Source organism: Bordetella genomosp. 7 (assembly GCF_002261415.1).
In the GTDB taxonomy this organism is placed as follows: domain Bacteria; phylum Pseudomonadota; class Gammaproteobacteria; order Burkholderiales; family Burkholderiaceae_B; genus Bordetella_A.
In genome coordinates this window covers 270,395-294,507 of the sequence record NZ_NEVI01000017.1, presented here as the reverse complement: position 1 = coordinate 294,507, position 24,113 = coordinate 270,395, and the positions used below count along the sequence as shown (strand labels likewise).

Here is a 24,113-nt window from a genome sequence, read left to right as displayed (position 1 = left end):
TGTCTGACTCCCGAAGGGTGTCTGACACCGAGACATCAGCAGTAACCCGGGACGTTGTTCGGTTCTGGCGCCGTCCCGCGCCGTGTGGGCTTGCAGGGCGCCGCACGTGCGCCGGGCTCGGGCGCATGCAGGCGCCCTCGGCCGGCTGCGCCGGCTGCCCCGCCGCCCAACGCGCCGCCCCGCAAGCCCACACGGCGCGGGACTGTGTCAGGCAGGCCTCGAAGCGGTGCGATTCTAGCGTCGGATCGGTGTTCTGCTGCCGGCTTCAAGACAGAGACGTGGATCTGCAGACTTGGCAGGTGTCAGACACCCAAAGGGTGTCAGACACCGAGATGCCCCCCGCTGCCGGCAAGCCCCCGCGCTATTCGCCAGGTGTCAGACACCCAAAGGGTGTCAGACACCGAGATACCCCCGCTGCCGGCAAGCCCCCCGCGCTATTCGCCAGGTGTCTGACTCCCGAAGGGTGTCTGACACCGAGATGCCCCCCGCTGCCGGCACCCCCTGCGCTATTCGCCAGGTGTCTGACTCCCGAAGGGTGTCTGACACCGAGATGCCACCCACCCGCTTCTTTAAACGTCCTGGTATGCCGCATGTCCAAAAAAAACCGGGCCCCACTACAGGACCCGGTTTTTACAAGGCGGCGGCCGGTTTAGTAGAAGGCCTGGATGCCGGTCTGGGCGCGGCCCAGGATGAGGGCGTGCACGTCGTGGGTGCCTTCGTAGGTGTTGACGACTTCCAGGTTGACCAGGTGGCGGGCGACGCCGAATTCGTCGGAGATGCCGTTGCCGCCCAGCATGTCGCGGGCCATGCGGGCGATGTCCAGCGCCTTGCCGCACGAATTGCGCTTCATGATGGACGTGATTTCGACCGCGGCGCTGCCTTCGTCTTTCATGCGGCCCAGGCGCAGGCAGCCTTGCAGCCCCAGCGTGATTTCGGTCTGCATGTCGGCCAGCTTTTTCTGGATGAGCTGGTTGGCGGCCAGGGGGCGGCCGAATTGCTTGCGGTCCAGGGTGTACTGGCGCGCGGTGTGCCAGCAGGCTTCGGCGGCGCCCAGGGCGCCCCAGGCGATGCCGTAGCGGGCCGAGTTCAGGCAGGTGAAGGGGCCGCGCAGGCCGGTGACGTTGGGCAGCATCTGGTCGGCCGAAACTTCGACTTCATCCATGACGATTTCACCGGTGATCGAGGCGCGCAGGCCGACCTTGCCGTGGATGGCGGGGGCGGACAGGCCCTTCATGCCTTTTTCCAGGATGAAGCCGCGGATCTTGCCGTCGAATTCGCCGCCCACGCATTTGGCCCATACGACGAAGACGTCGGCGATGGGGGAGTTGGTGATCCACATTTTGTTGCCCGACAGCTTGTAGCCGCCGTCGACCTGCACGGCGCGGGTTTCCATGCCGTTGGGGTCGGAGCCGTGGTTGGGTTCGGTCAGGCCGAAGCAGCCGATCCATTCGCCGCGGGCGAGCTTGGGCAGGTATTTCTGCTTCTGGGCTTCGCTGCCGAATTCGTTGATGGGCACCATCACCAGCGACGACTGCACGCTCATCATCGAGCGATAACCGGAATCCACGCGCTCGACTTCACGGGCGATCAAGCCGTAGCTGACGTAGTTCAGGCCGGCGCCGCCGTATTCGGACGGAATGGTGGCGCCCAGCAGGCCCAGTTCGCCCATTTCGGCGAAGATCTCGGGATCGGTCTGTTCGTTGCGGAAGGCGTTGAGCACGCGCGGCGCCAGTTTGTCTTGCGCATAGGCCACGGCCGCGTCGCGCACCATGCGCTCTTCGTCGGTAAGCTGCTGGTCCAGCAGCAGCGGGTCTTGCCAATGGAAGGTGGGGTTCGACGACATGAAGGTCTCCGGTATGTAAGGGTAGGGGTGGGCGCTGCGGCCGCTTATTTGCGGGCTTGCAGCGCCGATTCGCGAATTTTTTCCAGCGTGGTCGACGGGGTGATGGTTTCCGGGTCGATCAGGCAATGCAGGATGGCGGGCTTGCCGCTGGCCACGGCGCGCTCGAAGGCGGGGCCGAACTGCTCGGTGGTCTCGACGCGCTCGCCGTAGCCGCCAAAGGCCTGGGCGTAGGCGGCGAAATCGGGGTTCTGCAGCGCGGTGGCCGATACACGGCCGGGATAGTGTTTTTCCTGGTGCATGCGGATGGTGCCGTACATGCCGTTGTCGACCAGCACCACGATGATGGGCAACTGGTACTGCACCGCCGTGGCAAATTCCTGGCCATGCATCATGAAGCAGCCGTCGCCGGCGAAGCAAACCACGGTTTTATCCGGTTGCACGCGCTTGGCGCCGACGGCCGCCGGCAGGCCGTAGCCCATCGAGCCCGACGTAGGCGCCAGTTGTGTGCCGTAACGCGTAAAGCGGTGGAAGCGGTGCAGCCAGGTGGCGTAGTTGCCCGCGCCGTTGGTCATGATGGCGTCGGCCGGCAGGGTGCGTTCCAGGTATGCCATGACTTCGCCCATTTGCAGGGCGCCCGGCGTGCGCACTTTGGCGGGATCGCTCCAGTCCAGGTAAGACTGCCGCATGGCCGGCGTGCCGGCGGCCCAGGCGGGCTGCGCCGGACTCTGCACGCCCGCCAGCGCCGCCGCGAAGGCGGCCGGCGAGGTGTTGATCGCCAGGGTGGGACGGTATACGCGGCCCAGTTCGGCGCTGTCGGGGTGTACGTGCACCAGCTTCTGGCGCGGCACCGGGATGTCGAGCAGGGTGTAAGCCTGGCTGGGGTTTTCGGACATGCGTCCGCCCACGAGCAGGATCAGGTCGGCATCGGCCACCCGCTTGGCCAGCGCAGGGTTGATGCCCAGGCCGACGTCGCCGATAAAGCAGGGGTGGTCGGCCGGAAACAGCATCTGGCGGCGGAACGACACCGCCGTGGGCAAGGACAGCCGCTGCGCGAAATCGGCAAACTGAGCCACGGACTGGGCGTTCCAGCGCGTGCCGCCCAGGATGGCCACGGGGGCCTGCGCCTGCGCGAGCAATTGCTGCAGTTCGTCGAGCTGGCCCGCTGCGGGCGCGGCGTCGATCACTTCGTAGCGCGGCGCGTCGGGCACGCTGGCCGTCTCGGTGAGCATGTCTTCGGGCAGCGCAATCACCACCGGACCGGGGCGGCCCGACGTCGCGACATGGAAGGCGCGCGAGATAAGTTCGGGAATGCGTTCGATCTGGTCGATTTCGGTGACCCACTTGGCCTGCGTGCCGAACACGGCGCGGTAGTCCATTTCCTGGAACGCTTCGCGCTCGCGCATACCTCGTTCGATCTGGCCCACGAACAGGATCATCGGCGCGGAGTCCTGCTTGGCGATGTGCACGCCTGCCAGTGCGTTGGCCGCGCCCGGGCCGCGCGTCACCATGCAGATGCCGGGCTCGCCGGTCAGCTTGCCATGGGCGTCGGCCATCATGGCCGCGCCGCCTTCCTGGCGGCACACCGTGACTTCGATGCTGGCGTCATGCAGGCCGTCCAGTACGGCCAGGTAGCTTTCGCCGGGCACGCAGAAAACATGCTTGACGCCGTGGGCGGCCAGTTGGTCGACCAGAATGTGTCCGCCCAGCCGGGGCGCGCGGGGGGGTGAAGAGGGATTCGTCATAATGAACCGGTAATACAAGCCTTGGTCAGCCGCGAAATTCCGCCACGGTGGGCGGAATGCAAGCTGTCGAGCATAATGTTCCTTGCCTGCACAAGGCAATTGATAAAATTGCACAATATAGTGACCTGCGGGCACGTCGCCCGCAAGCCGCGTGTTTCCGCGCGGCCAGCCGTCGGCCTGGCGCCGCGCAGCTATCTTCCCATGACATGAGAAACGGCATTCCCAACCTTAGCGCATTGCAGGCTTTCGAGGCATCGGCCCGGCTGGGCAGCTTTTCGCGAGCCGCCGAAGAGCTGGCGCTGACGCACAGCGCGGTGTACCGGCAGGTGGCCAGCCTGGAAGAGCGCCTGGGCGTGCAGCTGTTCACCCGCGTGCGGCGGCGCATCGTGCTCACGGACCACGGGGCCGAGTACGCGGGCCGCATACGGCATCACCTGGAACAGATCGAAAAAGACACGTTCGGCCTGGTCAGCCGCACCGGCATGGGACGCAGCATCCACATTGCCGTCGTGCCCACCCTGGCCACTACCTGGCTGATACCGCGTCTGGCGGATTTCCATCGCCTACATCCGGACATTACGGTCAGCCTGTCGGTGCGCACGCTGCCGTTCCAGTTCAAGGACCAGCCGTTCGATGGCGCCCTGTATCACGCCAGCGGGATCTGGCCCGGCACCCAGGGGGTGTTGCTGTTTCCCGAGAAAGAGCTGGTGCCGGTATGCGCGCCATCGTTGCCGCGCCAGCCCGACGATGGCCTGGCCGGCCTGACCCACCTGCACTTGAGTTCGCGTCCCGAGGCCTGGCGCCAGTGGTACAACGCGCAGGGCCTGGCCTACGGGCCCCAGGCGGCCGGCGGGCCGCGCTATGAGTTGTTCACCATGGTGCTGGCGGCCGCCCAGGCGGGCCTGGGGGTGGGGCTGGTGCCGCACTTTCTGGCGCAGCCGGCGCTGCAGGCGGGCGTGCTGGTGCAGCCCGTCGCCCAGGTGCTATCGGTGGGGCAGGGTTATTACTTCGGTTATCCGCAAAGCGACGACCGGCCCGACGCGCTGCGCGTTTTCGAGACCTGGTTGAAGTCCACGGCCTGATCCGTAGAATCCATGCCTGTGCCGCACCACACAGATGTTCCGCTGGCTTCGCAAGCCGATATCGACGCCTTCATCGATGCCGTGTGGCTCGAAGACGGGCTGGCGGCCAATACCCTGGCCGCTTACCGCCGCGACCTAACCGCCTTCGCGCAATGGCTGGAAACGCCGGCCGAGCACCTGGGCGCGGCCGCTGCGGGCCAACTGCGCGACGCAACCACCGCCGATATCCAGGCCTGGTTTGCCGCGCGCCATGCCGACAGCCGCGCCACCACCGCCAATCGCCGGCTCGCGGCATTGCGGCGCTTTTACGCCTGGGCGTTGCGCGAGCACCGCTGCCAGAGCGACCCCTGCCTGACGCTCAGCGCGGCCAGGCAGCCCCCGCGCATGCCCAAGACGCTGACCGAGGCGCAGGTCGAGGCGCTGTTGCGCGCGCCCGACCTGAACCGCGCGCGGGGCCTGCGCGACCGGGCCATGCTCGAGACGCTGTACGCAACCGGGCTTCGGGTGTCCGAGCTGGTCAACATCAAGGTGCTCGAGGTCAGCCTGAACGAAGGCGTGGTGAGGGTGGTGATGGGCAAGGGCGGTAAAGACCGCCTGGTGCCGCTGGGCGCCGAGGCCGCGCACTGGATCGACCGGTACCTGCGCGAGGCGCGGCCCGAACTGGCCGGCGGGCGGGCCAGCGATGCCCTGTTCCTGACCGCGCGCGCCGAGCCCATGACGCGCCAGGCCTTCTGGCAACTGATCAAGAAGTACGCGGTGATTTCAGGCGTGCGCGCGCCCCTGTCGCCGCACGTGCTGCGCCACGCGTTCGCGACGCACCTGCTCAATCACGGGGCCGATCTGCGTGTGGTGCAGATGCTGCTGGGGCACGCCGATATTTCCACCACGCAGATCTATACGCACGTGGCCCGGGAACGGCTCAAGGCCCTGCATGCCGCGCACCATCCGCGCGCGTAGCGTTGCGCGGTGGGGTGGCGCATGCCTACACTACGGGCTCCTCTACCCGCCGCGACGCGCCAGGCCCGCGCCATGAGCAAAGCCCGCCACGTTTCCGAAACGCCCGCCACGCAGATGTTGAAGCGGCACAACGTGCCCTTTACCGAGCACGTCTACGATTACGTCGACCATGGCGGCGCGCAGGAGGCCGCGCGCCAGCTGGGCCTGGATCCGCATTTGGTGGCCAAGACGCTCATCATGGAAGACGAAGCGGCCCGCCCGCTCGTGGTCATCATGCACGGCGACCGCGAAGTCTCCACCAAGAACCTGGCGAGCCAGGCGGGGCTGAAAAAGGTCGCGCCCTGCCATCCCGAGGTCGCGCAGCGCCATTCCGGATACCAGGTCGGCGGCACATCGCCCTTCGGCACGCGCAAGCGCATGCCGGTATGGGTGCAAGCGCAGGTGCTCGAATATCCTCTCATCTATATAAACGGCGGGCGGCGCGGCTATCTGGTCGGCATCGCGCCGCAGGCGCTGGTCGACCTGCTGCAGGCCAGGCCGGTATCGGTGGCGCTGGAATAAGCCGCGTCTGCGGTATTCCGTTACTACCCCGCGCGGCAGCGATTGCCGCACAATGGCCCGATCGGTACCAGACTTGCAGCCGTGCTGCCTTGGCGGGCATATGGCTTGCAACGTAAACACAAGGGGCGTCGCGCGATGTCGCCACGGCAGTCGGCCACCGCCCCGCAACCAGGAGACGGATATGGGCAAGAAGCTGCTGATGCTGGTGGGCGATTACGCCGAAGACTACGAAACCATGGTGCCCTTCCAGGCGCTGCAGGCGGTGGGGCACACCGTGCACGCCGTGTGCCCCGGCAAAAAGGCGGGCGACAGCGTCGCTACCGCCATCCACGATTTCGAAGGCGCGCAAACCTACAGCGAAAAGCGCGGGCACAATTTCGCGCTGAACTACGATTTCGAGCAGGCCGATGCCGATGCGTACGACGGGCTCGTCATCCCCGGGGGCCGGGCGCCGGAATACCTGCGCCTGAACGACCGTGTCTTGCAGATCGTGCGGCAGTTCGACCAGGCCGGCAAGCCCATCGCGGCCGTATGCCACGGTGCGCAGATACTCGCGGCGGCAGGCATCCTGACGGGGCGCACATGTTCGGCTTACCCGGCGTGCGCGCCCGAAGTCCGGGCAGCAGGCGGCACCTACGCGGAAATCGCCATCGACCAGGCGCACACCGACGGCAACCTGGTCACCGCGCCTGCCTGGCCGGCCCACCCGGCATGGCTGGCGCAGTTTCTCGCCGTGCTGGGCACGACCATCACCCACTGATGCCCTTGCGCGCGGCGCTCGGGCGTGCGCCGCCGCGCGCGGCCGGCTTGCACCGAGAGCTCGCGCAATCGTACAGTGGGGTCCTGCCCACTGATGAAAGGCCCGCGCCATGTGCGAGATTTTCGTTCGTGCCCATCCCGACTCATATGCGCCGGAAACCCGTTCGCTGCGCCTGCACGGCGTGGCCACCAGCGTGCGCCTCGAGCGGCTGTTCTGGGCGGTGCTGGAAGAAATCGCCACGCGCGATGGCATGCGGGTCAACCAACTGATCGAACGGCTCTATGACGAGCTGATCCAGTATCGCGGCGAGGCGGCGAATTTCACGTCGTTCTTGCGGGTATGCTGCCTGCGCTACGAGATACTGCAGGCCGACGGGCGCATTCCCGTCGATGTGGCGGTGCCGATCCGCACGCTGGATGCTCGCGCCGTGCTGGCCGGGCTGCCCGACGCCTTGCCGGAAACCCCGCCGCCGCGGCGCGTGGCTGCCTGATCGCGCCGGGGCGCCCAGGCCCTAGAGCATTGCCACGTCGCTTTGCAGAATGCGGCGCAGGCGCACGGCATCGCCGATGCGCGACAACTTGCCTTGTGAATCCAGCAGCACCATGGCCACGTCGCGGCCGTTGATGCGGGCCAGCATGACCAGGCATTCGCCGGCCTCGTTGATATAACCGGTTTTCGATACCTTGATATCCCAGTCGGACTTGCGCACCAGCAGGTTGGTGTTGCGGAACACCTGCGTGCGATTGCCGATGTCGACCTCGTACTGGTCGTCGGTGGAATAGCGGTGTATCAGCGGACGCTGCGACGCGGCGCGCAGCAGGCGCGCCAGGTCGCGCGGAGACGAGACATTGCGGCTGGACAGGCCCGTGGGCTCGGTGAAGCGGGTGCTGGTCATGCCCAGTGCGCGCGCCTTGCTGTTCATGGCTTCCACAAACGCCGGCAGCCCGCCGGGGTAATGGCGGCCCAGCGCATTGGCGGCGCGATTTTCCGAAGACATCAGCGCAAGATGCAGCATATCGCCGCGGCTCAGCCGCGTGCCCACCGTCAGGCGCGACGACGTGTGCTTGAGCGTGTCGATGTCTTCTTCGGTGACTTCCAGCATTTCGTCCATGGGCTGATGGGCGTCCACCACCACCAGGGCCGTCATCAGCTTGGATATCGATGCAATGGGGCGCACCACGTTGTCGTTCTTGGCGAACAGCACCGTAGAGGTTTCCAGGTCTTGCACGTAGGCGGTGCTGGACCGCAGCGCTTCGATGTCGGCTCGCACCGATGCCGCCGACGATGCGGCGGCAGCCGCCACCACGCTGGCGCGCTGGCGGGCAGTGGCGGTCTTGGCGGTTTTGGATTTTGCGGCGACGCTGGTTTTCTTGGTCGCCCTGGATTTGGTGGCGCCTTTCCTGGAAGCGCCTTTGCTGGCTACCGCCTTTGTGCCGGACGTTTTCTTGGCAGTGGCCTTTTTGGCAGCGGCCTTATTGGTAGCGGTTTTCTTTGCAGTGGCCTTTTTGGCAGTGGCTTTCTTGGCCGTGGCTTTCGCGTTGGCGCCTTGCCTGGCGGCGGCCTTCTTGGGCGCGGCCTTGGCGGCCGTGCCGGAAACGGACGTCTTGGCCCGGGCCGCCTTGCAGGCGGCCGATTTCGCATTGGCCTTGCAGGGGTCGCCGGCCTTGGCTGCCAGCGCCGCTTCCGGCACCAGCCCGGACAGTGCCAATGTCAGCGGTACCAATGCGGCCGCGAAGACGCGCTTCCAACGAAAAACCATAGCACTACCAGGGAAAATGGCGAAAGAGGGGGCGGCTTGAGCGGAGCCGGGAAAAATCCAGTTGAATTATAGGGTTACGCGCCAGATTTAAACAGTTTTTTTAACTGTGGGGCGGGTCGGCGCGATAGCCGGGGCGCAACACGGGGGTGGGGATGGCCTCGCCGGGTGGAATCGAACCACCAATTGACCCTTAGGAGGGGCCGGTTATATCCATTTAACTACGGCGAGTTGCCAGGCGATCGGCAGCCGGGCGCAGGCTGCGGGCAAGATTGGAATTCTAGCATCGGCTTATGCCGCTGTACGGCGTTGCGCGGGCCCGCGGGGCATCCACAAGAGCCAGACTTGTATATCATCACGGATGCCGATCCCCGCCGTGCGGGGTCTTCCGCATGTCGAACCACTCCCAGGCAGGCCAGATGTCCCACCCCGAATCCATATCGTTGCGTACCGTGCTGCTGGGGACGCTGGTCGTGCTGCTCGCCATGGGCGTGCGCGCCACTTTCGGCCTGTTCATGCAACCCATGGGGCTGGCCCAGGGTTGGGGCCGCGATGTCTTTTCCATGGCGTTCGCCCTGCAGAATCTTGTGTGGGGCGGGGCCAGCATCCTGATGGGCATGCTCGCCGACCGCTACGGATCGGGCCGCACCGTGACACTGGGGGCCTTGCTGTATGCGGCCGGCATGATAGGCACGCGCTTCGCGACCGACGAATTCAGCCTGTACATGACGGCCGGCGTACTGGTGGGGCTGGGTCAGGCCGGCACCACTTTCCCTGTCATCCTGCCCGTGGTGGCGCGTTCTGTCCCGGCCGCCTACCGCAGCACGGCCATGGGCATTGCCAGCGCGGGCGGTTCGATGGGGCAGTTCCTGGTGGTGCCGGCCGGCCAGCTGCTGATCGGCGGCCTCGACTGGACGGGCGCACTGTGGGCGCTGTCGCTGCTGGTGGCCGCGGGCATGCCGCTGGCTTACTTCCTGCGCGGCAAGCCGGGGGCGCACGCCGGCGGGCAGTCTTTGTCGGCAGCGGTGCGGCAGGCCATGCAGCATCCGTCCTTCCACTTTCTCTATGGCAGCTATTTTGTCTGCGGTTTCCACACGGCTTTCATCACGCTGCACCTGCCGGCCTACGTGACCGATGGCGGGCTCAATGCCAGCCACGGGGCCACGGCCATCGCGCTGATCGGCTTGTTCAACGTGGTGGGTTCTTTCTATGCCGGCAAGCTGGGCGGCCACCACAGCAAGAAACTGCTGCTGGCCGGTGTGTACGGGTTGCGCGCGTTCGGCATGCTGTTGCTGCTGGCGGTGCCGCTGGCTCCCTGGGTACTGTACGTGTTCGCGGCCTGGATGGGCCTGTTCTGGCTGGGCACTGTGCCGCTTACCCAGGGGCTCATTGCGCAGATCTACGGGCTGCGCTATGCCGCCACGCTCTCGGGCATTGCCTTTCTGGGCCACCAGGTGGGCAGCTTCATCGGGGTCTGGCTGGGTGGCTACATATACGCCAGCACGGGCAATTACGATCTGATGTGGTGGATAGGCGTGGCGCTGGCCGTGGCGGCGGCGCTGTTGTGCCTGCCCGTGCGCGAGCAGCCGCTCGCGCCGCGGGTGCCCCAGGCGGCCTGAGCCATGGCGCGCAAGACTTGGCGGATTCTGGGCGGTATCGCCCTGGTTGCCGTGCTTGCGCTGGGCTTCCTGGGTTACACCATGCCCGGCCTGCGCCTCAATTGGGAGACGCTGGCCGCCATGTGCGGCTTCTGACCGCCGTACCGTCCGGTTATCCTTGGCGCTCTGTGCCATCTCCATGCCCGACATGTCTTACCCCCCGGCATCCCGCACGCTGATTTCGCTGGAGCAGGCCGGCCAATTGCCGGCCGCGCATACGCTCGTGCTTACCGTGAACAACCGGCTCGCGCGGCGCCTGACACTGGATCTCGCCGCGCAACTGCGCCGGGAGCGACAGGTCAGCGAACTGCCGCGCGTATTGCCGCTGGCCGCCTGGATCGCCGAATCGGCCGACGCGCTGGCGTTCACGCCGGGCGCGGGCTTGTCGGCCTATCGGCTGGATACTTTCGCGGCGCAGATGGTATGGGCCGATGCCATCGGCGCCGAAGAAGCCGGCCGCGTGCTGCTCGATACCGCGCAGGCCGCCGCGCTGGCGATGGATGCCGATTCACTCATGGACGAATGGCGCCTGCAGGTGCCGCCGGGTTCCGACACCGACGAATACCGGGGCTTTACGCGTTGGCGCCGCCGCTATCGTGCGCGGCTCGCCGACATCGACGCCGAGGACGCCAACCTGGCTTACGCGCGCGTCGTGCAGGCCCTGCAACAGGGCTCGCTGGCCGCGCCCGGCCATCTGGTGCTGGCGGGCTTTACGGATATTTCGCCGCGGTTTTCCACGCTGTTGCAGGCATTCGAACGGGGTGGCGCCGCCCTGGCCTGGCTGGGCGAAGCCGCGGGCGAGCCGTCGCGGCCGCTGCGCTACGGCGCGGCCGACCGGGGCGCCGAATGGCGGGCCGCCGCTGCCTGGGCCGCCGAGCGGCTGGCTGGCCAGCCCACCGGACGTTACGCCATCGTGTCGGCCCAACTTCAGGACGAATCGCCGTTCGCGCGGCGCGTGGTGGGCCAGGCCCTGGCGCCCGGCGGGCATGCATTCAACGTGGCGGTGGGGCGGCCGCTGACCGAATGGCCGGCCGTGCGCGCCGCCCTCGCGTGGCTGCGCGCGCTGGCCGACATGGCACACGCGGGCGAGGCTGACGCCCCGGTGCTGGGCGCGGCTTTGCTCGCGGGCCATTGCGCCGGCGACCGGCGGGATCTGGCGCGGCTGGCCGCCATCGACGCCCGCTGGCGCCGCCAGGCCCGCGCCCGCATCGACGCGGCGCGCTGGCAGCGCGACCTGGCCGATGACACCGCGCTGGCCGCGGCGTGGCCGCATGCCATGCAGATCTGGCAGCAGGCGGGCGATGCCGCCACGGCCGACCTCTGGATGCCCGTCATCCGCGCGGCGCTGGTGGCGTTGGGGTTCCCCGGCGAACGCGCCCTGGATAGCGTGGGTTACCAGGTCATGGGAGCCTTTGGCGAACTGCTGGGGCGCTATGCGGCGCTGGCTCCCGCCGCCGGGCCGCTGGACGGCCGGGCCGCCGTGCGCCTGCTCGCCAATGCGGCGGCCGCGTCGGCATTCCAGCCCCAGCGCGATCCGCTGGCCCGGCTCGACGTACTGGGCCTGCTCGAAGCCGAAGGCGGGCACTGGGATGGCATCTGGATCCTCGGGCTTACCGACGATGTGCTGCCCGCCACGCCCCAGCCCAATCCGCTGCTGCCCCTGAACGTGCTGCGTCAGACGGGGGCGCCCCGCGCCACGCCCGAGCGCGAACGGCAGTGGGCCGAGGCGCTGTACGCCGCGTTGTGCCGTTGCGCCCCGGAAGTCGTCGTCAGCCATGCCCACCTGGACGGAGAGCGCGAGTTGCGCCCGTCACCATTGATCGCCGATGTGCCGGCCATGGCATGGCAGGCGCCGGCCCCGCCGGCCGCGGCGCCGCTGCCGCAGCAGGTGCTCGACGACGAGCGCGGCCCCGCGCTGGCCCCGGTCGCGCCGGATGCGGCGCACGCCGGCGCCAGGGGCGGGCTGGATGTGCTCGACACCCAGGCGCGCAACCCGCTGTGGGCGTTTGTGCGCCACCGTCTCGGCGCCCGCGCCCTGGCCGATTATGCCGATGCCGCCAATCAGAATGTGCGTGGGCAATTCCTGCACCGTGCCCTGGAACTTGTATGGCGCATGCTGCCCGGGCAAGACCCTCTGCACGAAGCCCTGCGGCAAGGCCGGCTGCAGGCCCTGCTTGCGCAGGCGGTAGAGCAGGCCGCCGAAGAAGAGCTGCAGGCCTATCCGCCCGCCCTGCGCGAACTGGAGTGCGAGCGCGCCGGCACGGTGCTGTGGAACTGGTTCGACCTGGAGGCCCAGCGGGTGCCTTTCGAGGTTGCGCAGGTAGAAGAAACCCACCAATGGTCGCGCGGCCCGCTCACCCTTACCGTCCGCCTGGACCGGCTGGACCGGCTGGCCGATGGCCGCGCGGTGATCCTCGACTACAAAACAGGCATGGCGCCGGGCAACCCGGAATCCGACTGGGCGCGTGCGCGGCCGGTGAACCTGCAATTGCCGTTCTACGCCTCGGTGCTGTCGGGCGACACGCCGGACGCCGACGTGGCGGCGCTGGTGCTGGCGCAGGTGCACGCGCGCCAGGTTGCCGCCGTGGGGCTGGCCGATGCCGACCTGGGCCTGCAGGGCGTGCGCATGGCCGACGCCAGCAAGGGTTTCGAGGGCCAGCAATGGCGCGACATCCTGCTGCGCTGGCGCACCGCCGTCGAAAGCCTGGCCGACGAATACGCATCGGGATACGCGGCCAACGTGGTCTATAGCCCCAACGACTTGAAATACTGCGACGCCATGCCGTTCCTGCGGCTGCATCTTGAAGACGACGAGGACGCGGAATGACGGTATCCGCCCGCCAGCCTTCCGACCACGCGGCGCGCGCACGCGCCCTGGACCCGTCCGCCTCCTTCCTGGTGCAGGCGCCGGCCGGTTCCGGCAAGACCGAACTGCTTACCGACCGCATCCTGGCATTGCTGGCCACCGTGAACCGGCCCGAGGAAATCGTGGCCATCACCTTCACCCGCAAGGCGGCATCGGAAATGCACGCCCGGGTGCTGGGCAAGCTGCGCGACGGCGGCGGCCCCATGCCCGACACCGAGCACGGCCGCCGCAGCTGGCAACTGGCGCGCGCGGCGTTGCAACGCAATGACGAACTCGGCTGGAAGCTGCTGCAACACCCGGCCCGCCTGGCCATCCGCACCATCGATTCGTTCTGCGCGGGGCTGGTGCGCGGCATGCCGTGGCTGTCCGAGCTTGGCGGCATGCCCGACATTGCCGACGACGCGCAGGCGCACTACGAAGCCGCCGCACGGGCCACGGTGGCCTTGGCCGACGACTTCGAAGCGGTGCGCATCCTGCTTGCACACCTGGACGTCGACACCCAGGCCGCCGTCGAAGCCATCGCCGCCATGCTGGGCCAGCGCGACCAATGGCTGCCGCTGCTTTCGCGCGGCAGCGACCGCGAGGCGTTGCAGGACGCCCTGGCCGAAGCCATCGGCGAAGACCTGCGGGCGCTTGCCAGCGCCATGCCCCTGGGCTGGCAAGACGCCCTGCGCGGGCCCGCCCGCATGGCCGCCGCGGTACTGGACGAGTCGGGGCCCGGGCATGTGCTGGACGCCTTGCGCGACTGGAGCGAGCCGCTCGAGCCGCATGCCGCCGCACTCGATAAATGGAAAGCCGTGCGATGCCTGCTGCTTACGGGCGAAGGCAAGCTGCGCCGCGCGCTCAACAAGAATCTTGGCTTCCCGCCCAAGTGCGCACACAAAACGGCGCTTACTCAGTGGCTCGATGCCGCAGATCCGCAGGCGGCCTGGATCTGGATGCTGGATGCGGTAGACACGGTGCCGCCGGCCGAGTTCACCGATACGCAATGGCGCGTGCTCGGCGCGCAGCTGATGACCTTGAAGCTCGCGGTGGCGCAATTGCACCTGCGCTTTGCCGAGACGCGCGAAGTCGATTTCATCGAAATTGCCCAACGCGCCGTGCACGCGCTGGGCAGCGCCGATGACCCCGGCGAACTGCTGCTCAAGCTCGATGCGTCGATCCGGCATTTGCTCATCGACGAATTCCAGGACACCAGCCTTACCCAGATCCACCTGCTGGCCACCCTGACCGCCGGCTGGCAGCCGGACGACGGGCGTACGCTGTTCCTGGTGGGCGACCCCATGCAGTCGATCTACCGCTTCCGCAAGGCGGAAGTCGGGCTGTTCCTGCAGGCGGCCGAGCAGGGGGTGGGCGAAATCACTCCCGCCTTCCTGCAACTGACCGATAACTTCCGGTCGCAGGCGGGCGTGGTGGAATGGGTCAACGCCACCTTCCGGGGCCTGCTGCCCGCGCGCAACGACGCAGCGGCTGGCGCGATCGCGTATACCGATTCGGCGGCTTTCAATGAGCAGCTGCCCGGCGAGCCCGTGTGTTTCCATCCTGCGTTCAGTGCCGACGGGCCCGCCGGCGCCGACGCCGCGGCCCAGGCGCTCACCGTTCAGCTGGTGCGCCGCGCGCTGGACGAGCGCGACCCGGCCAGCCGCCATCCGGTGGCCATTCTGGTGCGGGCGCGCGGCCACCTGGGCCAGTTGGTGCGCAAGCTGACGCAGGCGGGCATCCGCTGTCGGGCGGTCGACCTGGTGCCACTGGCCCAGCGCCATGTGGTGTCGGATCTGGTGCAATTGCTGCGCGCCCTGGCGCACCCGGCGGACCGCATGGCCTGGCTGTCGGTGCTGCGCGCGCCGTGGTGCGGGCTGACCTTGCATTCGTTGCATGCGCTGTTCGGCCACGACCCGGCCACGCCCGTACCGGTGTTGCTCGCCGATGCGCTGCGCGCGCCGCAGCCGGCCGCCCAGCCCGTGAATGCGGGGCAGGGCCTGCCGCTGTGGGATGCCCCGCAAGTGCAGCCCTGCCGCGCCCGGCAGGTGCTGGCGGCCGATGAGTACGCGCGGGTGCGCCATGTGGCGCCCATTCTGCTCGACTCGTCCAACGCCAGCGGCGCCATGCCGCTTGCGGCATGGCTGGAATCGCTCTGGCGCAGGCTGGGCGGCCCGGCGCTGTATGCCAGTCCCAGCGCCGCCGAAGATGCCGAAAGCCTGTTCCGGCTGGTCGAACGCCTGGCGCCGCATGGCGGCCTGGACCCCGCGCGCCTGGATGCCGCGCTGGCGCGCCTGTATGCCGCGCCCGAAGCGGCAGACGATGATGCGGGCGTGGTCGAGATCATGACCATGCACAAATCCAAGGGGCTGCAGTTCGACACGGTCATTCTTTACGGGCTGCACAAAGCGCCTCGCGCCGAGCGCCCGCCGCTGGTCAGCTTCGAGCAGACGGGCGAAAGGGTGCTGTTCGGGCCGGTAAAGCCTCGCGCCGACAAAGACGCCGATCCCGTCTCACGTTATCTGGGCCTGCGCGAAAAACGCCGCGCCGCCTACGAGACCGACCGGCTGCTCTACGTTGCGGCCACGCGCGCGCGCCACCGCCTGCACCTGGTGGGCAACGTTGTGGTTGATCGCGCCACGGGCCAGGCCAAGCCGCCGCCGCCCGCCAGCCTCCTGGGGCGCCTGTGGGAATGGCTGCCGGCCGACAAAAAGTCCCCGCCGCCGGGCTGGCAGGACGACGCGCCCGCCGCCGATGCCGCAGCAGCGTCAATGGGCGAGCCCTTGCGGCGCCTGGCCAGTGAAGCCATCGTGGCGCTGGATCAGCAACGCCATGCAACGGGCAATCCCGGTTTCGCGATAGGGGCGCCGGCGCAAGGCGGCGAACATCCGTCATGGCAGCTCGACACCGCGCACGATGCCGCAATCGGCACACTCGCCCACGCGTGGCTGGCCCGCATCGGCCAGGACGGCGTGGACGCCTGGCCCGCCGAGGCCTTGCGCCGCTATCTGCCGGTGATGCAAAAACAGCTCACCCGCGCGGGATTGCCGGCGGCGCAGGCGCCCGATGCCGCGCTGGCGGTGCTGGACACCCTGCTGGCCACGCTGGCGCACGAGCGCGGGCGCTGGCTGCTGTCGCAATCGGCGGCACGGCGCGAATGGCCGCTGATCGACGCCACCGGGCGCGTGTCGGTAATCGACCTGGCGCTCAGTACCGAAGACGGCTGGCTCATCGTCGACTACAAAACCGCGCGGCCGCATCCCGACGAATTGCCCGAGCAGTTTGCATCGCGCATGCGCGAGCGCCATGCCGAGCAGTTGGGGCGCTATTGCGCGCAGGTCACGGCGCTGGACCAGCGCCCGGCCCGCGCCGCGCTGTACTTTCCGCGCGCCCGCCTGTGGATCGATATCTAGCGCGCCTGCGGCAGGCGGGCGGCCTGTCGCACGCCTTGGCCCAGGGCGCCAGCGGCGTCGTGCCCGCTCTGTTAGAATTCGGGTTGGCGGGCCCCTTCGCATGGTTCGGCGGCGAACCTGGTCAGGTCGGGAACGAAGCAGCCATAGTCGTTTAGGATCAGTGCCGGAGTAAGGCTCGCCTACCGGTTTCCCCAAAGGGGCGCCGTAATCGGAACGAACTGTCGTGGTGTCTGGCAGTTCGCGCCCTGGTTGCGGCGCCCCTTTGCATTTCCGGCGCGCCGGCCGCGCGCAACTGGCTCTACAATCCGCCCATGACTTATCTGGTACTGGCCCGCAAGTGGCGGCCGCGCTCGTTCGATACCCTGGTAGGCCAGGACCACGTCGTGCGTGCGCTCACGCACGCGCTAGATTCGCAGCGCCTGCACCATGCCTGGCTGTTCACGGGCACGCGCGGGGTGGGCAAGACCACTCTGTCGCGCATCCTGGCCAAGTCGCTCAACTGCGAAACCGGCATCACCTCCAGGCCTTGCGGCCAATGCCGGGCCTGCACCGAAATCGATTCGGGCCGTTTTGTCGATTACCTGGAGCTCGACGCCGCCTCGAACCGCGGCGTGGACGAAATGACCCAGCTGCTCGAGCAGGCCGTGTATGCGCCCGGAGCAGGGCGGTACAAGGTCTACATGATCGACGAAGTCCACATGCTGACCGGCCATGCGTTCAACGCCATGCTCAAGACGCTCGAAGAGCCGCCCCCGCATGTGAAGTTCATCCTGGCCACGACCGATCCGCAGAAAATTCCCGTCACGGTCCTGTCGCGCTGCCTGCAGTTCAACCTGAAGCAGATGCCGCCCGACGCCATCGTGGGGCACCTGCAGGCCGTGCTGGCCGATGAAAGCGTCGCGTGCGAAACGCCGGCCCTGCGCCTGATCGCACAGGCGGCGAGCGGGTCCATGCGCGATGCCCTGTCGCTTACCGACCAGGCCATTGCCTACAGCGCCGGCAACCTCACCGAAGAAGCGGTGCGCGGCATGCTGGGCACCATCGACCAGCGCCATCTGGTGCGCCTGCTCGACGCCTTGCCCAAAGGCGATGCCGCCGGCGTGCTGGCCGTGGCCGACGAACTCGCCACGCGCGGGTTGTCGTATGCGGGGGCGCTGGCCGACCTGGCGGTGCTGCTTTCGCGCGTGGCCATCGAACAGCGCGTGCCCGGCGCCACGCCGTCGGACGATCCGCTGGCGGCCGACATCTCGCGCCTGGCGGGCATGCTGCACCCAGACGCCGTACAGTTGTTCTATTCGGTGGCGGTGCACAGTCGCGGCGAACTGTCGCTCGCGCCCGACGAATACGCGGGCTTCGTCATGGCCTGCCTGCGCATGCTTGCGCTCTGCGGGCAGGCCGGCCCGGTCACCGAGGCCCGGCCGCCGACGCCGGGTGCCGCGCAGCCGGCCGGCGCGCCTGCGGCGGCCCCGCCTGTCGCGGCTGCCGCGGCCCCCGCCCCGCAAGCCCGCGCGCCCGCAGCGCCCGCGCCCGATGCCGCTGACACGGCCAAGGCGGCCGGCGCCGCCGCCCGGGCGACGCCCGATCCGCAAGGCACGGGCTCGCTGCCTCAGGCGGCGGATCCCGCGCCGACCGACGTTTCGGCGAGTACGCCGCCGCCGGCCGCCGCGCAGGCCGCCGACACGCCGCCATGGGAAGACCTGCCTGCGGAACCGGCCGCACAGTCCGAGCCTGCGCCGGCCCGGCCGCCCGCTGCCGCGCTGGCCGTTACACCGCCCGCCACGCACAGCAAGCCGGCGCCTGCGGCCGTCGACGGCCCGCCGTCCTGGGTGGACGAAGACATCCCCGACGACGCCCAGGCCGGCTATGTGCCCACAGACGAATTCACCGCCGACCCGGACGACGAATTCGAAACGCTCGCCACCGGTGCAGAGCCGGCCGAAATCGCCGCCGTGCCGCAGCCCCGGCAGCGCCCGCCCGCGCGCCGCGCCAGGCAGGCGCCGGCCAAACTGAACAGTATTACCGCGGCCGACTGGCCGGCATTGGCTGCACGTCTTCCCGTCACGGGCCTGGCTGCCGAACTGTCGCGCCAGAGCGAATGGGTAGGCGTGCAGGGCGACGCAATCGTGCTGCGCGTCGCCGTCAAGACGCTGGCAGAAAGCGAAAGCCGCATACGCCTGCAAACCGTGCTGTGCGAACATTTCGGGCAAGGCCTGCGGCTGGAAGTCGAAGTCGGCGCCACGGGCGATGCCACCGCGCATGCGGTGGCGCAGGCCGAGCGCGCGGCGCGCCAGCAGGCCGCCGAAGCCGCCGCGGCGGCCGATCCCTTTGTCCTGGCACTGCAGGCCGATTTTGGCGGCCGGGTGGTGCCGGGTTCGGTACGCGCAGTTCATCCACCGGCGTGAGCGGCCGCGCCGCCGCAGCCGGTTTTTCGGAAATTCCCCTTCTCCAAGGAACTCTCATCATGATGAAAGGACAACTTGCCGGTCTGATGCGCCAGGCGCAGCAGATGCAGGAAAACATGAAAAAGGTCCAGGATTCCCTGGCCGAGATTCTCGTCGATGGCGAGTCCGGCGGCGGGCTGGTCAAGGTGTCCATGAGCTGCCGTCACGACGTCAAGCGCGTGTCCATCGATCCCAGCCTGCTGGCCGACGACAAAGACATGCTCGAAGACCTGGTCGCTGCCGCGTTCAACGACGCCCTGCGCAAGGCGGAAGCCACCGCGCAGGAAAAAATGGCCGGCGTCACCGCCGGCATGCCGCTGCCCCCGGGCATGAAGCTGCCGTTCTAAGGCGCCGGCCGCACCGCAATGGAACCGCAACTGCCCGAACCCGAACCGCTGACCACGCTGATCGAGGCGCTGCGGCGCCTGCCCGGCGTGGGCGTGCGCTCGGCCCGGCGCATGGCGTATCACTTGCTGCAGCACGATCTGCAAGGCGCAGACATGCTGGGGCGCGCGCTGGCGGGCGCGGTGCAGAACCTGCGTCATTGCGCGCGCTGCAACAGCTTCACCGAAGACCCCATCTGCGCCACCTGCGCCAACCCCAAGCGCGACGCCACGTTGCTGTGCATCGTCGAGACGCCGGCCGACCAGAACATGATCGAAGCCAGCCATGGCTATCGTGGCCTGTACTACGTGCTGATGGGCCGGGTGGCTCCTCTCGAGGGCATCGGCCCGCGCGAGCTCGACTTCGAGCGGCTCATCCAGCGCGCCTGCGATGGCGTGGTGCAAGAGGTCATCCTGGCCACCAACTTCACCGCCGAAGGCGAAACCACCGCGCACTTCCTGGGTGAAGTGCTTGCCGGCAAAGGGCTGAAGATCACCCGCCTGGCGCGCGGCGTGCCGGCCGGCGGCGAGCTCGAGTACGTCGACGCCGGCACCATCGCCTGGGCCCTGATGGAACGCAGAACCACGTAGCCGGCCACCAAGGAGACTCCCATGTCCGCGCTCAAGGGCATCAAAGTCCTCGAACTCGGCACGCTGATCGCCGGGCCCTTCGCGGCCCGCATGCTGGGCGAATTCGGCGCCGAAGTCATCAAGGTCGAAACCCCGCACGGCGCCGATGGCACGGGCGGAGGCGACCCCATCCGCAGCTGGCGCCACCTGCACGAAGGCAACTCGCTTTGGTGGACGGTGCAGGCGCGCAACAAGAAGTCCATCGCGCTGAACCTGAAAGACCCGCGGGGCCGCGAGATCGCCCGTCGCCTCGCGCTCGACGCGGACATCGTGATCGAGAACTATCGTCCCGGCGTGCTTGAAAAGTGGGGGCTGGGGTACGAACAGCTGCGCCAGGTCAATCCCGCGCTCATCATGGTGCGCCTGTCGGGCTACGGGCAGACGGGCCCCATGCGCGACGCGCCGGGATTCGGCGCCATTGCCGAATCCATGGGCGGCCTGCGCTACGTTTCGGGCCACCCCGACCGCCCCCCGGTGCGGGTAGGCATCTCGGTAGGCGACTCCATCGCCGCGCTGCATGCGGTCATCGGCGCCATGATGGCCCTGCGCCATCGCGACGCCACCGGCGGCCGCTGGAACGGCAAGCCGGGCCCCGACAGCGTGGCGGGGCAGGGCCAGATGGTGGATGTGGCGTTGTACGAGTCGGTATTCAACCTGATGGAAAGCCTGGTGCCCGAGTACGACGTGGCCGGCGTCGTGCGCGAACGCACCGGCGGGGCGCTGCCCGGCATCGTGCCATCCAATACCTACACTACGCGCGACGGCCAGAACGTGGTCATCGCGGGCAATGGCGACGCCATCTTCAACCGCCTGATGCGCGCCATCGGCCGCGACGACCTGGCCAACGACCCGCAATTGGCGCGCAACGACGGCCGCGCCCGCCGGGTCGAAGAAATCGATGGCGCCATCCAGGCCTGGTGCGGCACCCGTACCATCGACCAGGCGCTCGAGGTCATGCGCGCGGCCGATGTGCCGGTGGGCAAGATCTACAGCGTCGCCGACATGTTCGCCGACCCGCAGTTCATCGCCCGGGGCATGATAGAGCAGCATCGCTTTCCCGACGGCAGCCCGGTCAAGCTGCCGGCCGTCGTGCCACGGCTGTCCGAGACGCCGGGAGGCACGCGCTGGCTGGGCCCGCGCCTAGGGGAACATACTGAAGAAGTCCTGAAATCGCTGGAGTATGATGCAGCGGCAATCGTTGAACTGGCCCAGGCCGGCGCCATAGGCCTGCCCCCGCAGCCAGCTTCGCCGGCCGGCGCTTGCCGCCAGCCACAAGACGGCCTGCCTGGCCGCACCACATAAACAGGCCGCCCGAGCGGCAAAGGAGACCCCCAATGTCAGTCACTCGTCGTGATTTGCTCAAGCTGGCCGGAGCCGCCGGCGCCCTGGGCGTGGCGCCGGCCATCGTGCGGGCGCAGCAGCTGGAAAAGAAAAGTGTGCAGATCGCCGTGGGCGGCAAGCCGCTCATCTATTACCTGCCGCTTACCATCGCCGAGATCAAGGGCTACTTCAAGGACGAGGGGCTGGATGTCCGCATCGCCGACTTCGCCGGGGGCTCCAAGGCATTGCAGGCTGTCGTGGGCGGCAGCGCCGACGTGGTGTCCGGCGCCTTCGAGCACACGCTGCACATGCAATCCAAGGGCCAGATGTACCGCTCGTTCGTGCTGCAGGGCCGCGCGCCCATGATCGGCTTCGGCGTGTCCAAGAAAAACATGCCCGACTACAAGGGGCCGGCCGATCTCAAGGGCAAGAAAATCGGCGTCACCGCGCCGGGCTCGTCCACCAACATGGTGGTCAGCTTCTTCCTTGCCAAGCATGGCCTCAAAGACAGCGACGTCTCGATCATCGGCGTGGGCGCGGGCGCCGGCGCGGTCACGGCGCTGCGCAGCGGCCAGATCGACGCCATCTCGAATACCGACCCCGTGGTTTCCATGCTGGAAATGCCGGGCGACATCCAGGTCATCGTCGACACGCGCACCCTGAAAGACACGAAGGAAATCTTCGGCGGCAACATGCCGGCGGGCAGCCTGTATGCGCCGCAGGCCTTTATCGACGCCAATCCCAACACCGTGCAGGCGCTTACCAATGCCATCGTGCGCGCCGACAAGTGGATCCAGCAGGCCGGCGCCGAAGAAATCGCCAAGACTGTGCCCACCCAGTACCTGCTGGGCGAGCCCGCTGTATACAAGGCCGCGCTCGAAAAGAGCATGGAGGGCCTGTCGCCCGACGGGGTCTTCCCCGAAGACGGCGCCGCCACGGCCACGCGAGCGCTCGCGGCCTATGTAAAGGGCTTCGACGCGTCCAAGATCGACCCATCCAAGGCGTGGACCAACGAGTTCACGCGCCGTGCCAACGAGAAGTATCCCAATGGCTGAAGCCGCGCTCGCGCTCGACCGCATCACGTGTACCTTTGTGTCCCGCGACGGCGGCGGCCGCTACACCGCCGTCCAGGACACCAGCCTGGCCATCGCCCCCGGCGAATTCGTGTCGGTCGTGGGGCCCACGGGTTGCGGCAAATCCACGTTGCTCAACGTGGGGGCCGGCCTGTTGGCGCCCTCGTCCGGCCAGGTCAAGGTGTTTGGCCAGCCGCTGGCGGGGATCAATTCCCGCGCGGGCTATATGTTCCAGGGCGAAGCGCTGCTGCCCTGGCGCAGCGCTCTCGAAAACGTCATTGCCGGCCTGCAGTTCGCGGGGCAGCCGCGCGCCGAATCGATCGAGCGCGGCCGCGAATGGATGCGGCGGGTAGGCCTGGGCGGCTTCGAAGACCGCTACCCCCACCAGATGTCCGGCGGCATGCGCAAGCGCACCATGCTTGCGCAGACGCTCATCCGCGACCCCGACATCATCCTCATGGATGAGCCTTTTTCTGCGCTCGATATCCAGACGCGCCAGCTGATGGAAAACGAAGTGCTCGAACTCTGGATGGCCAAGCGCAAGGCGGTGCTGTTCATTACGCACGACCTGGACGAGGCCATCGCCATGAGCGACCGCGTGGTGGTGCTGTCGGCCGGGCCCGCCACCCATCCTATCGGCGAGTTCGCCATCGACTTGCCGCGCCCCCGCGATGTGGCCGAAGTGCGCACCCATCCGCGCTTCGTGGAACTGCATGCGGCCATATGGGCGGTGCTGCGCGAAGAAGTGCTCAAGGGCTATGCCCAGCAGAAGCGTGCCTGATGTGGCGGTGACGCGTGCCCGGGGTCGGGCGCGCCGCAATGGAATACAGATATGAAGATCAAAACTGGTTCGGCCAGCCTGCGATTCTGGCAGGTACTGTTGCTGGTGGTCATCCTGGTCATCTGGCATGTGGTCACCCTGGACCCGAAAATCGCCTTCTTCTTCGGTCAGCCGCTCGAAGTCTGGGGCCGCATCTGGGCGTGGTTCGTCACCAACGGCGATATCTACCGCCACCTCTGGGTGACCCTCTCGGAGACCGTGCTGGCGTTTTTCATCGGCACCATCGCCGGACTGGGTTTTGGCCTGTGGCTGGGGCTGTCGACCACCGCCAGCGCCATTCTCGACCCCTACATCAAGGCGGCCAATTCCATGCCGCGCGTGATTCTCGCGCCGATCTTCGGCATGTGGTTCGGGCTGGGCATCTGGTCCAAGGTGGCCCTGGCCGTCACGCTGGTGTTCTTCATCGTTTTCTTCAACGTTTACCAGGGGGTGCGCGAAGTCAGCCCCACATTGCTCGACAATGCGCGCATGCTGGGCGCGGGGCGGCGGCAATTGCTGCGCCACGTGTACCTGCCCTCGGCCACCAGCTGGGTGTTTTCCAGCCTGCACACTTCCGTGGGCCTGGCATTCGTGGGCGCCGTGGTGGGCGAATACCTGGGGTCGGCCAGCGGCGTCGGCTACCTGATCCTGCAGGCCGAGGGCACCTTCGACGTCAATACGGTGTTTGCCGGCATCGTGGTGCTGACGGCATTTGCCCTGGTGCTGGACTACCTCGTCGGCCTGGGCGAAAAACGATTGATGAAATGGCAGCCCAAATCGGGCGAAACTGAAAAAATCTGAACCCCGCGCGGCCCGACCGGGCCGCGCT

Annotated in this window: 19 protein-coding genes, 1 tRNA gene and 1 other RNA gene; 17 read left to right on the top strand and 4 right to left on the bottom strand. The window is 67.9% G+C overall.

Going from position 1 to position 24,113, the window contains the following annotated elements; genetic code table 11:
- Positions 1 to 649: 649 nt before the first annotated feature.
- Together CAL18_RS13085 and CAL18_RS13080 are read right to left on the bottom strand one after the other, a co-directional pair.
- On the bottom strand, positions 650 to 1,843 hold the full coding sequence (locus tag CAL18_RS13085) for an acyl-CoA dehydrogenase (RefSeq protein WP_026640044.1): 1,194 nt from the start codon (positions 1,841 to 1,843) through the stop codon (positions 650 to 652).
- A 44-nt stretch (positions 1,844 to 1,887) separates the two neighbouring features.
- Entirely contained in the window at positions 1,888 to 3,585 is a 1,698-nt protein-coding gene (locus tag CAL18_RS13080; protein WP_026640045.1) for a thiamine pyrophosphate-binding protein, read from the bottom strand.
- Positions 3,586 to 3,791: 206 nt separating this feature from the next.
- Between CAL18_RS13080 and CAL18_RS13075 the strand changes: the two genes are divergently transcribed.
- The 5 genes from CAL18_RS13075 to CAL18_RS13055 all read left to right on the top strand — a co-directional run bounded on the left by CAL18_RS13075 (position 3,792) and on the right by CAL18_RS13055 (position 7,435).
- Positions 3,792 to 4,667 carry a LysR substrate-binding domain-containing protein gene (locus CAL18_RS13075; RefSeq protein WP_026640046.1) on the top strand — a complete coding sequence of 292 codons (876 nt, stop codon included), beginning with the start codon at positions 3,792 to 3,794 and terminating at the stop codon, positions 4,665 to 4,667.
- Between the two features lie 12 nt (positions 4,668 to 4,679).
- The gene (gene xerD / locus CAL18_RS13070; protein WP_026640047.1) at positions 4,680 to 5,624 is read left to right on the top strand and encodes a site-specific tyrosine recombinase XerD; all 945 of its coding nucleotides are present in this window, start codon (positions 4,680 to 4,682) and stop codon (positions 5,622 to 5,624) included.
- Positions 5,625 to 5,696: 72 nt separating this feature from the next.
- Complete coding sequence (ybaK, locus tag CAL18_RS13065; RefSeq protein WP_094818023.1) at positions 5,697 to 6,185, top strand: Cys-tRNA(Pro) deacylase; 489 nt, start codon at positions 5,697 to 5,699, stop codon at positions 6,183 to 6,185.
- 181 nt (positions 6,186 to 6,366) lie between these two features.
- Positions 6,367 to 6,945, top strand: coding sequence for a DJ-1/PfpI family protein (locus CAL18_RS13060; protein WP_094797031.1), 579 nt, complete (start codon positions 6,367 to 6,369; stop codon positions 6,943 to 6,945).
- Between the two features lie 109 nt (positions 6,946 to 7,054).
- Positions 7,055 to 7,435, top strand: coding sequence for a ribbon-helix-helix domain-containing protein (locus tag CAL18_RS13055; RefSeq protein WP_026640050.1), 381 nt, complete (start codon positions 7,055 to 7,057; stop codon positions 7,433 to 7,435).
- A gap of 21 nt (positions 7,436 to 7,456) precedes the next feature.
- On the opposite strand, the gene pbpG is transcribed toward CAL18_RS13055, so the two are convergent.
- Both pbpG and CAL18_RS13045 read right to left on the bottom strand, forming a co-directional pair.
- Positions 7,457 to 8,704 carry a D-alanyl-D-alanine endopeptidase gene (pbpG, locus tag CAL18_RS20040; RefSeq protein ID WP_249278406.1) on the bottom strand — a complete coding sequence of 416 codons (1,248 nt, stop codon included), beginning with the start codon at positions 8,702 to 8,704 and terminating at the stop codon, positions 7,457 to 7,459.
- Positions 8,705 to 8,857: 153 nt separating this feature from the next.
- Positions 8,858 to 8,932 (bottom strand) — tRNA-Arg (locus CAL18_RS13045).
- A gap of 188 nt (positions 8,933 to 9,120) precedes the next feature.
- Here CAL18_RS13045 and CAL18_RS13040 point away from each other — a divergent pair.
- The 12 genes from CAL18_RS13040 to CAL18_RS12990 all read left to right on the top strand — a co-directional run bounded on the left by CAL18_RS13040 (position 9,121) and on the right by CAL18_RS12990 (position 24,085).
- Positions 9,121 to 10,320: an MFS transporter gene (locus CAL18_RS13040; protein WP_094818022.1), complete on the top strand. Its 1,200-nt coding sequence runs from the start codon at positions 9,121 to 9,123 to the stop codon at positions 10,318 to 10,320.
- Between the two features lie 3 nt (positions 10,321 to 10,323).
- Positions 10,324 to 10,455 carry a hypothetical protein gene (locus CAL18_RS19945; RefSeq protein ID WP_269320888.1) on the top strand — a complete coding sequence of 44 codons (132 nt, stop codon included), beginning with the start codon at positions 10,324 to 10,326 and terminating at the stop codon, positions 10,453 to 10,455.
- Positions 10,456 to 10,507: 52 nt separating this feature from the next.
- Positions 10,508 to 13,186, top strand: a complete 2,679-nt coding sequence (locus tag CAL18_RS13035) for a PD-(D/E)XK nuclease family protein (RefSeq protein ID WP_094818123.1) — start codon at positions 10,508 to 10,510, stop codon at positions 13,184 to 13,186.
- A complete protein-coding gene (locus CAL18_RS13030) occupies positions 13,183 to 16,617 on the top strand; it encodes a UvrD-helicase domain-containing protein (protein WP_094818021.1) in 3,435 nt (1,144 codons plus the stop codon). Before CAL18_RS13035 ends, CAL18_RS13030 begins: the two co-directional genes overlap by 4 nt.
- 85 nt (positions 16,618 to 16,702) lie before the next feature.
- Positions 16,703 to 16,800, top strand: an RNA gene (gene ffs / locus CAL18_RS13025) — signal recognition particle sRNA small type.
- Positions 16,801 to 16,928: 128 nt separating this feature from the next.
- Complete coding sequence (locus tag CAL18_RS13020; protein ID WP_026640055.1) at positions 16,929 to 19,019, top strand: DNA polymerase III subunit gamma/tau; 2,091 nt, start codon at positions 16,929 to 16,931, stop codon at positions 19,017 to 19,019.
- 59 nt (positions 19,020 to 19,078) lie between these two features.
- Positions 19,079 to 19,405: a YbaB/EbfC family nucleoid-associated protein gene (locus tag CAL18_RS13015; protein WP_026640056.1), complete on the top strand. Its 327-nt coding sequence runs from the start codon at positions 19,079 to 19,081 to the stop codon at positions 19,403 to 19,405.
- 18 nt (positions 19,406 to 19,423) lie between these two features.
- Positions 19,424 to 20,032 carry a recombination mediator RecR gene (gene recR / locus CAL18_RS13010; protein WP_026640057.1) on the top strand — a complete coding sequence of 203 codons (609 nt, stop codon included), beginning with the start codon at positions 19,424 to 19,426 and terminating at the stop codon, positions 20,030 to 20,032.
- A gap of 21 nt (positions 20,033 to 20,053) precedes the next feature.
- Positions 20,054 to 21,373: a CaiB/BaiF CoA transferase family protein gene (locus CAL18_RS13005; protein WP_094818020.1), complete on the top strand. Its 1,320-nt coding sequence runs from the start codon at positions 20,054 to 20,056 to the stop codon at positions 21,371 to 21,373.
- A gap of 32 nt (positions 21,374 to 21,405) precedes the next feature.
- On the top strand, positions 21,406 to 22,446 hold the full coding sequence (locus tag CAL18_RS13000) for an ABC transporter substrate-binding protein (RefSeq protein ID WP_026640058.1): 1,041 nt from the start codon (positions 21,406 to 21,408) through the stop codon (positions 22,444 to 22,446).
- Positions 22,439 to 23,245 carry an ABC transporter ATP-binding protein gene (locus CAL18_RS12995; RefSeq protein WP_026640059.1) on the top strand — a complete coding sequence of 269 codons (807 nt, stop codon included), beginning with the start codon at positions 22,439 to 22,441 and terminating at the stop codon, positions 23,243 to 23,245. The genes CAL18_RS13000 and CAL18_RS12995 overlap by 8 nt, the downstream gene beginning before the upstream one ends.
- A gap of 51 nt (positions 23,246 to 23,296) precedes the next feature.
- The gene (locus tag CAL18_RS12990) at positions 23,297 to 24,085 is read left to right on the top strand and encodes an ABC transporter permease (protein WP_026640060.1); all 789 of its coding nucleotides are present in this window, start codon (positions 23,297 to 23,299) and stop codon (positions 24,083 to 24,085) included.
- Positions 24,086 to 24,113 lie beyond the last annotated feature (28 nt).

Bases quoted from the DNA above. Each gene is read 5' to 3' on its own strand.
- CAL18_RS13085 (WP_026640044.1), bottom strand. From the start codon at position 1,843: ATGTCGTCGAACCCCACCTTCCATTGGCAAGACCCGCTGCTGCTGGAC.
- CAL18_RS13080 (WP_026640045.1), bottom strand. From the start codon at position 3,585: ATGACGAATCCCTCTTCACCCCCCCGCGCGCCCCGGCTGGGCGGACAC.
- CAL18_RS13075 (WP_026640046.1), top strand. From the start codon at position 3,792: ATGAGAAACGGCATTCCCAACCTTAGCGCATTGCAGGCTTTCGAGGCA.
- xerD (WP_026640047.1), top strand. From the start codon at position 4,680: ATGCCTGTGCCGCACCACACAGATGTTCCGCTGGCTTCGCAAGCCGAT.
- ybaK (WP_094818023.1), top strand. From the start codon at position 5,697: ATGAGCAAAGCCCGCCACGTTTCCGAAACGCCCGCCACGCAGATGTTG.
- CAL18_RS13060 (WP_094797031.1), top strand. From the start codon at position 6,367: ATGGGCAAGAAGCTGCTGATGCTGGTGGGCGATTACGCCGAAGACTAC.
- CAL18_RS13055 (WP_026640050.1), top strand. From the start codon at position 7,055: ATGTGCGAGATTTTCGTTCGTGCCCATCCCGACTCATATGCGCCGGAA.
- pbpG (WP_249278406.1), bottom strand. From the start codon at position 8,704: ATGGTTTTTCGTTGGAAGCGCGTCTTCGCGGCCGCATTGGTACCGCTG.
- CAL18_RS13040 (WP_094818022.1), top strand. From the start codon at position 9,121: ATGTCCCACCCCGAATCCATATCGTTGCGTACCGTGCTGCTGGGGACG.
- CAL18_RS19945 (WP_269320888.1), top strand. From the start codon at position 10,324: ATGGCGCGCAAGACTTGGCGGATTCTGGGCGGTATCGCCCTGGTTGCC.
- CAL18_RS13035 (WP_094818123.1), top strand. From the start codon at position 10,508: ATGTCTTACCCCCCGGCATCCCGCACGCTGATTTCGCTGGAGCAGGCC.
- CAL18_RS13030 (WP_094818021.1), top strand. From the start codon at position 13,183: ATGACGGTATCCGCCCGCCAGCCTTCCGACCACGCGGCGCGCGCACGC.
- CAL18_RS13020 (WP_026640055.1), top strand. From the start codon at position 16,929: ATGACTTATCTGGTACTGGCCCGCAAGTGGCGGCCGCGCTCGTTCGAT.
- CAL18_RS13015 (WP_026640056.1), top strand. From the start codon at position 19,079: ATGATGAAAGGACAACTTGCCGGTCTGATGCGCCAGGCGCAGCAGATG.
- recR (WP_026640057.1), top strand. From the start codon at position 19,424: ATGGAACCGCAACTGCCCGAACCCGAACCGCTGACCACGCTGATCGAG.
- CAL18_RS13005 (WP_094818020.1), top strand. From the start codon at position 20,054: ATGTCCGCGCTCAAGGGCATCAAAGTCCTCGAACTCGGCACGCTGATC.
- CAL18_RS13000 (WP_026640058.1), top strand. From the start codon at position 21,406: ATGTCAGTCACTCGTCGTGATTTGCTCAAGCTGGCCGGAGCCGCCGGC.
- CAL18_RS12995 (WP_026640059.1), top strand. From the start codon at position 22,439: ATGGCTGAAGCCGCGCTCGCGCTCGACCGCATCACGTGTACCTTTGTG.
- CAL18_RS12990 (WP_026640060.1), top strand. From the start codon at position 23,297: ATGAAGATCAAAACTGGTTCGGCCAGCCTGCGATTCTGGCAGGTACTG.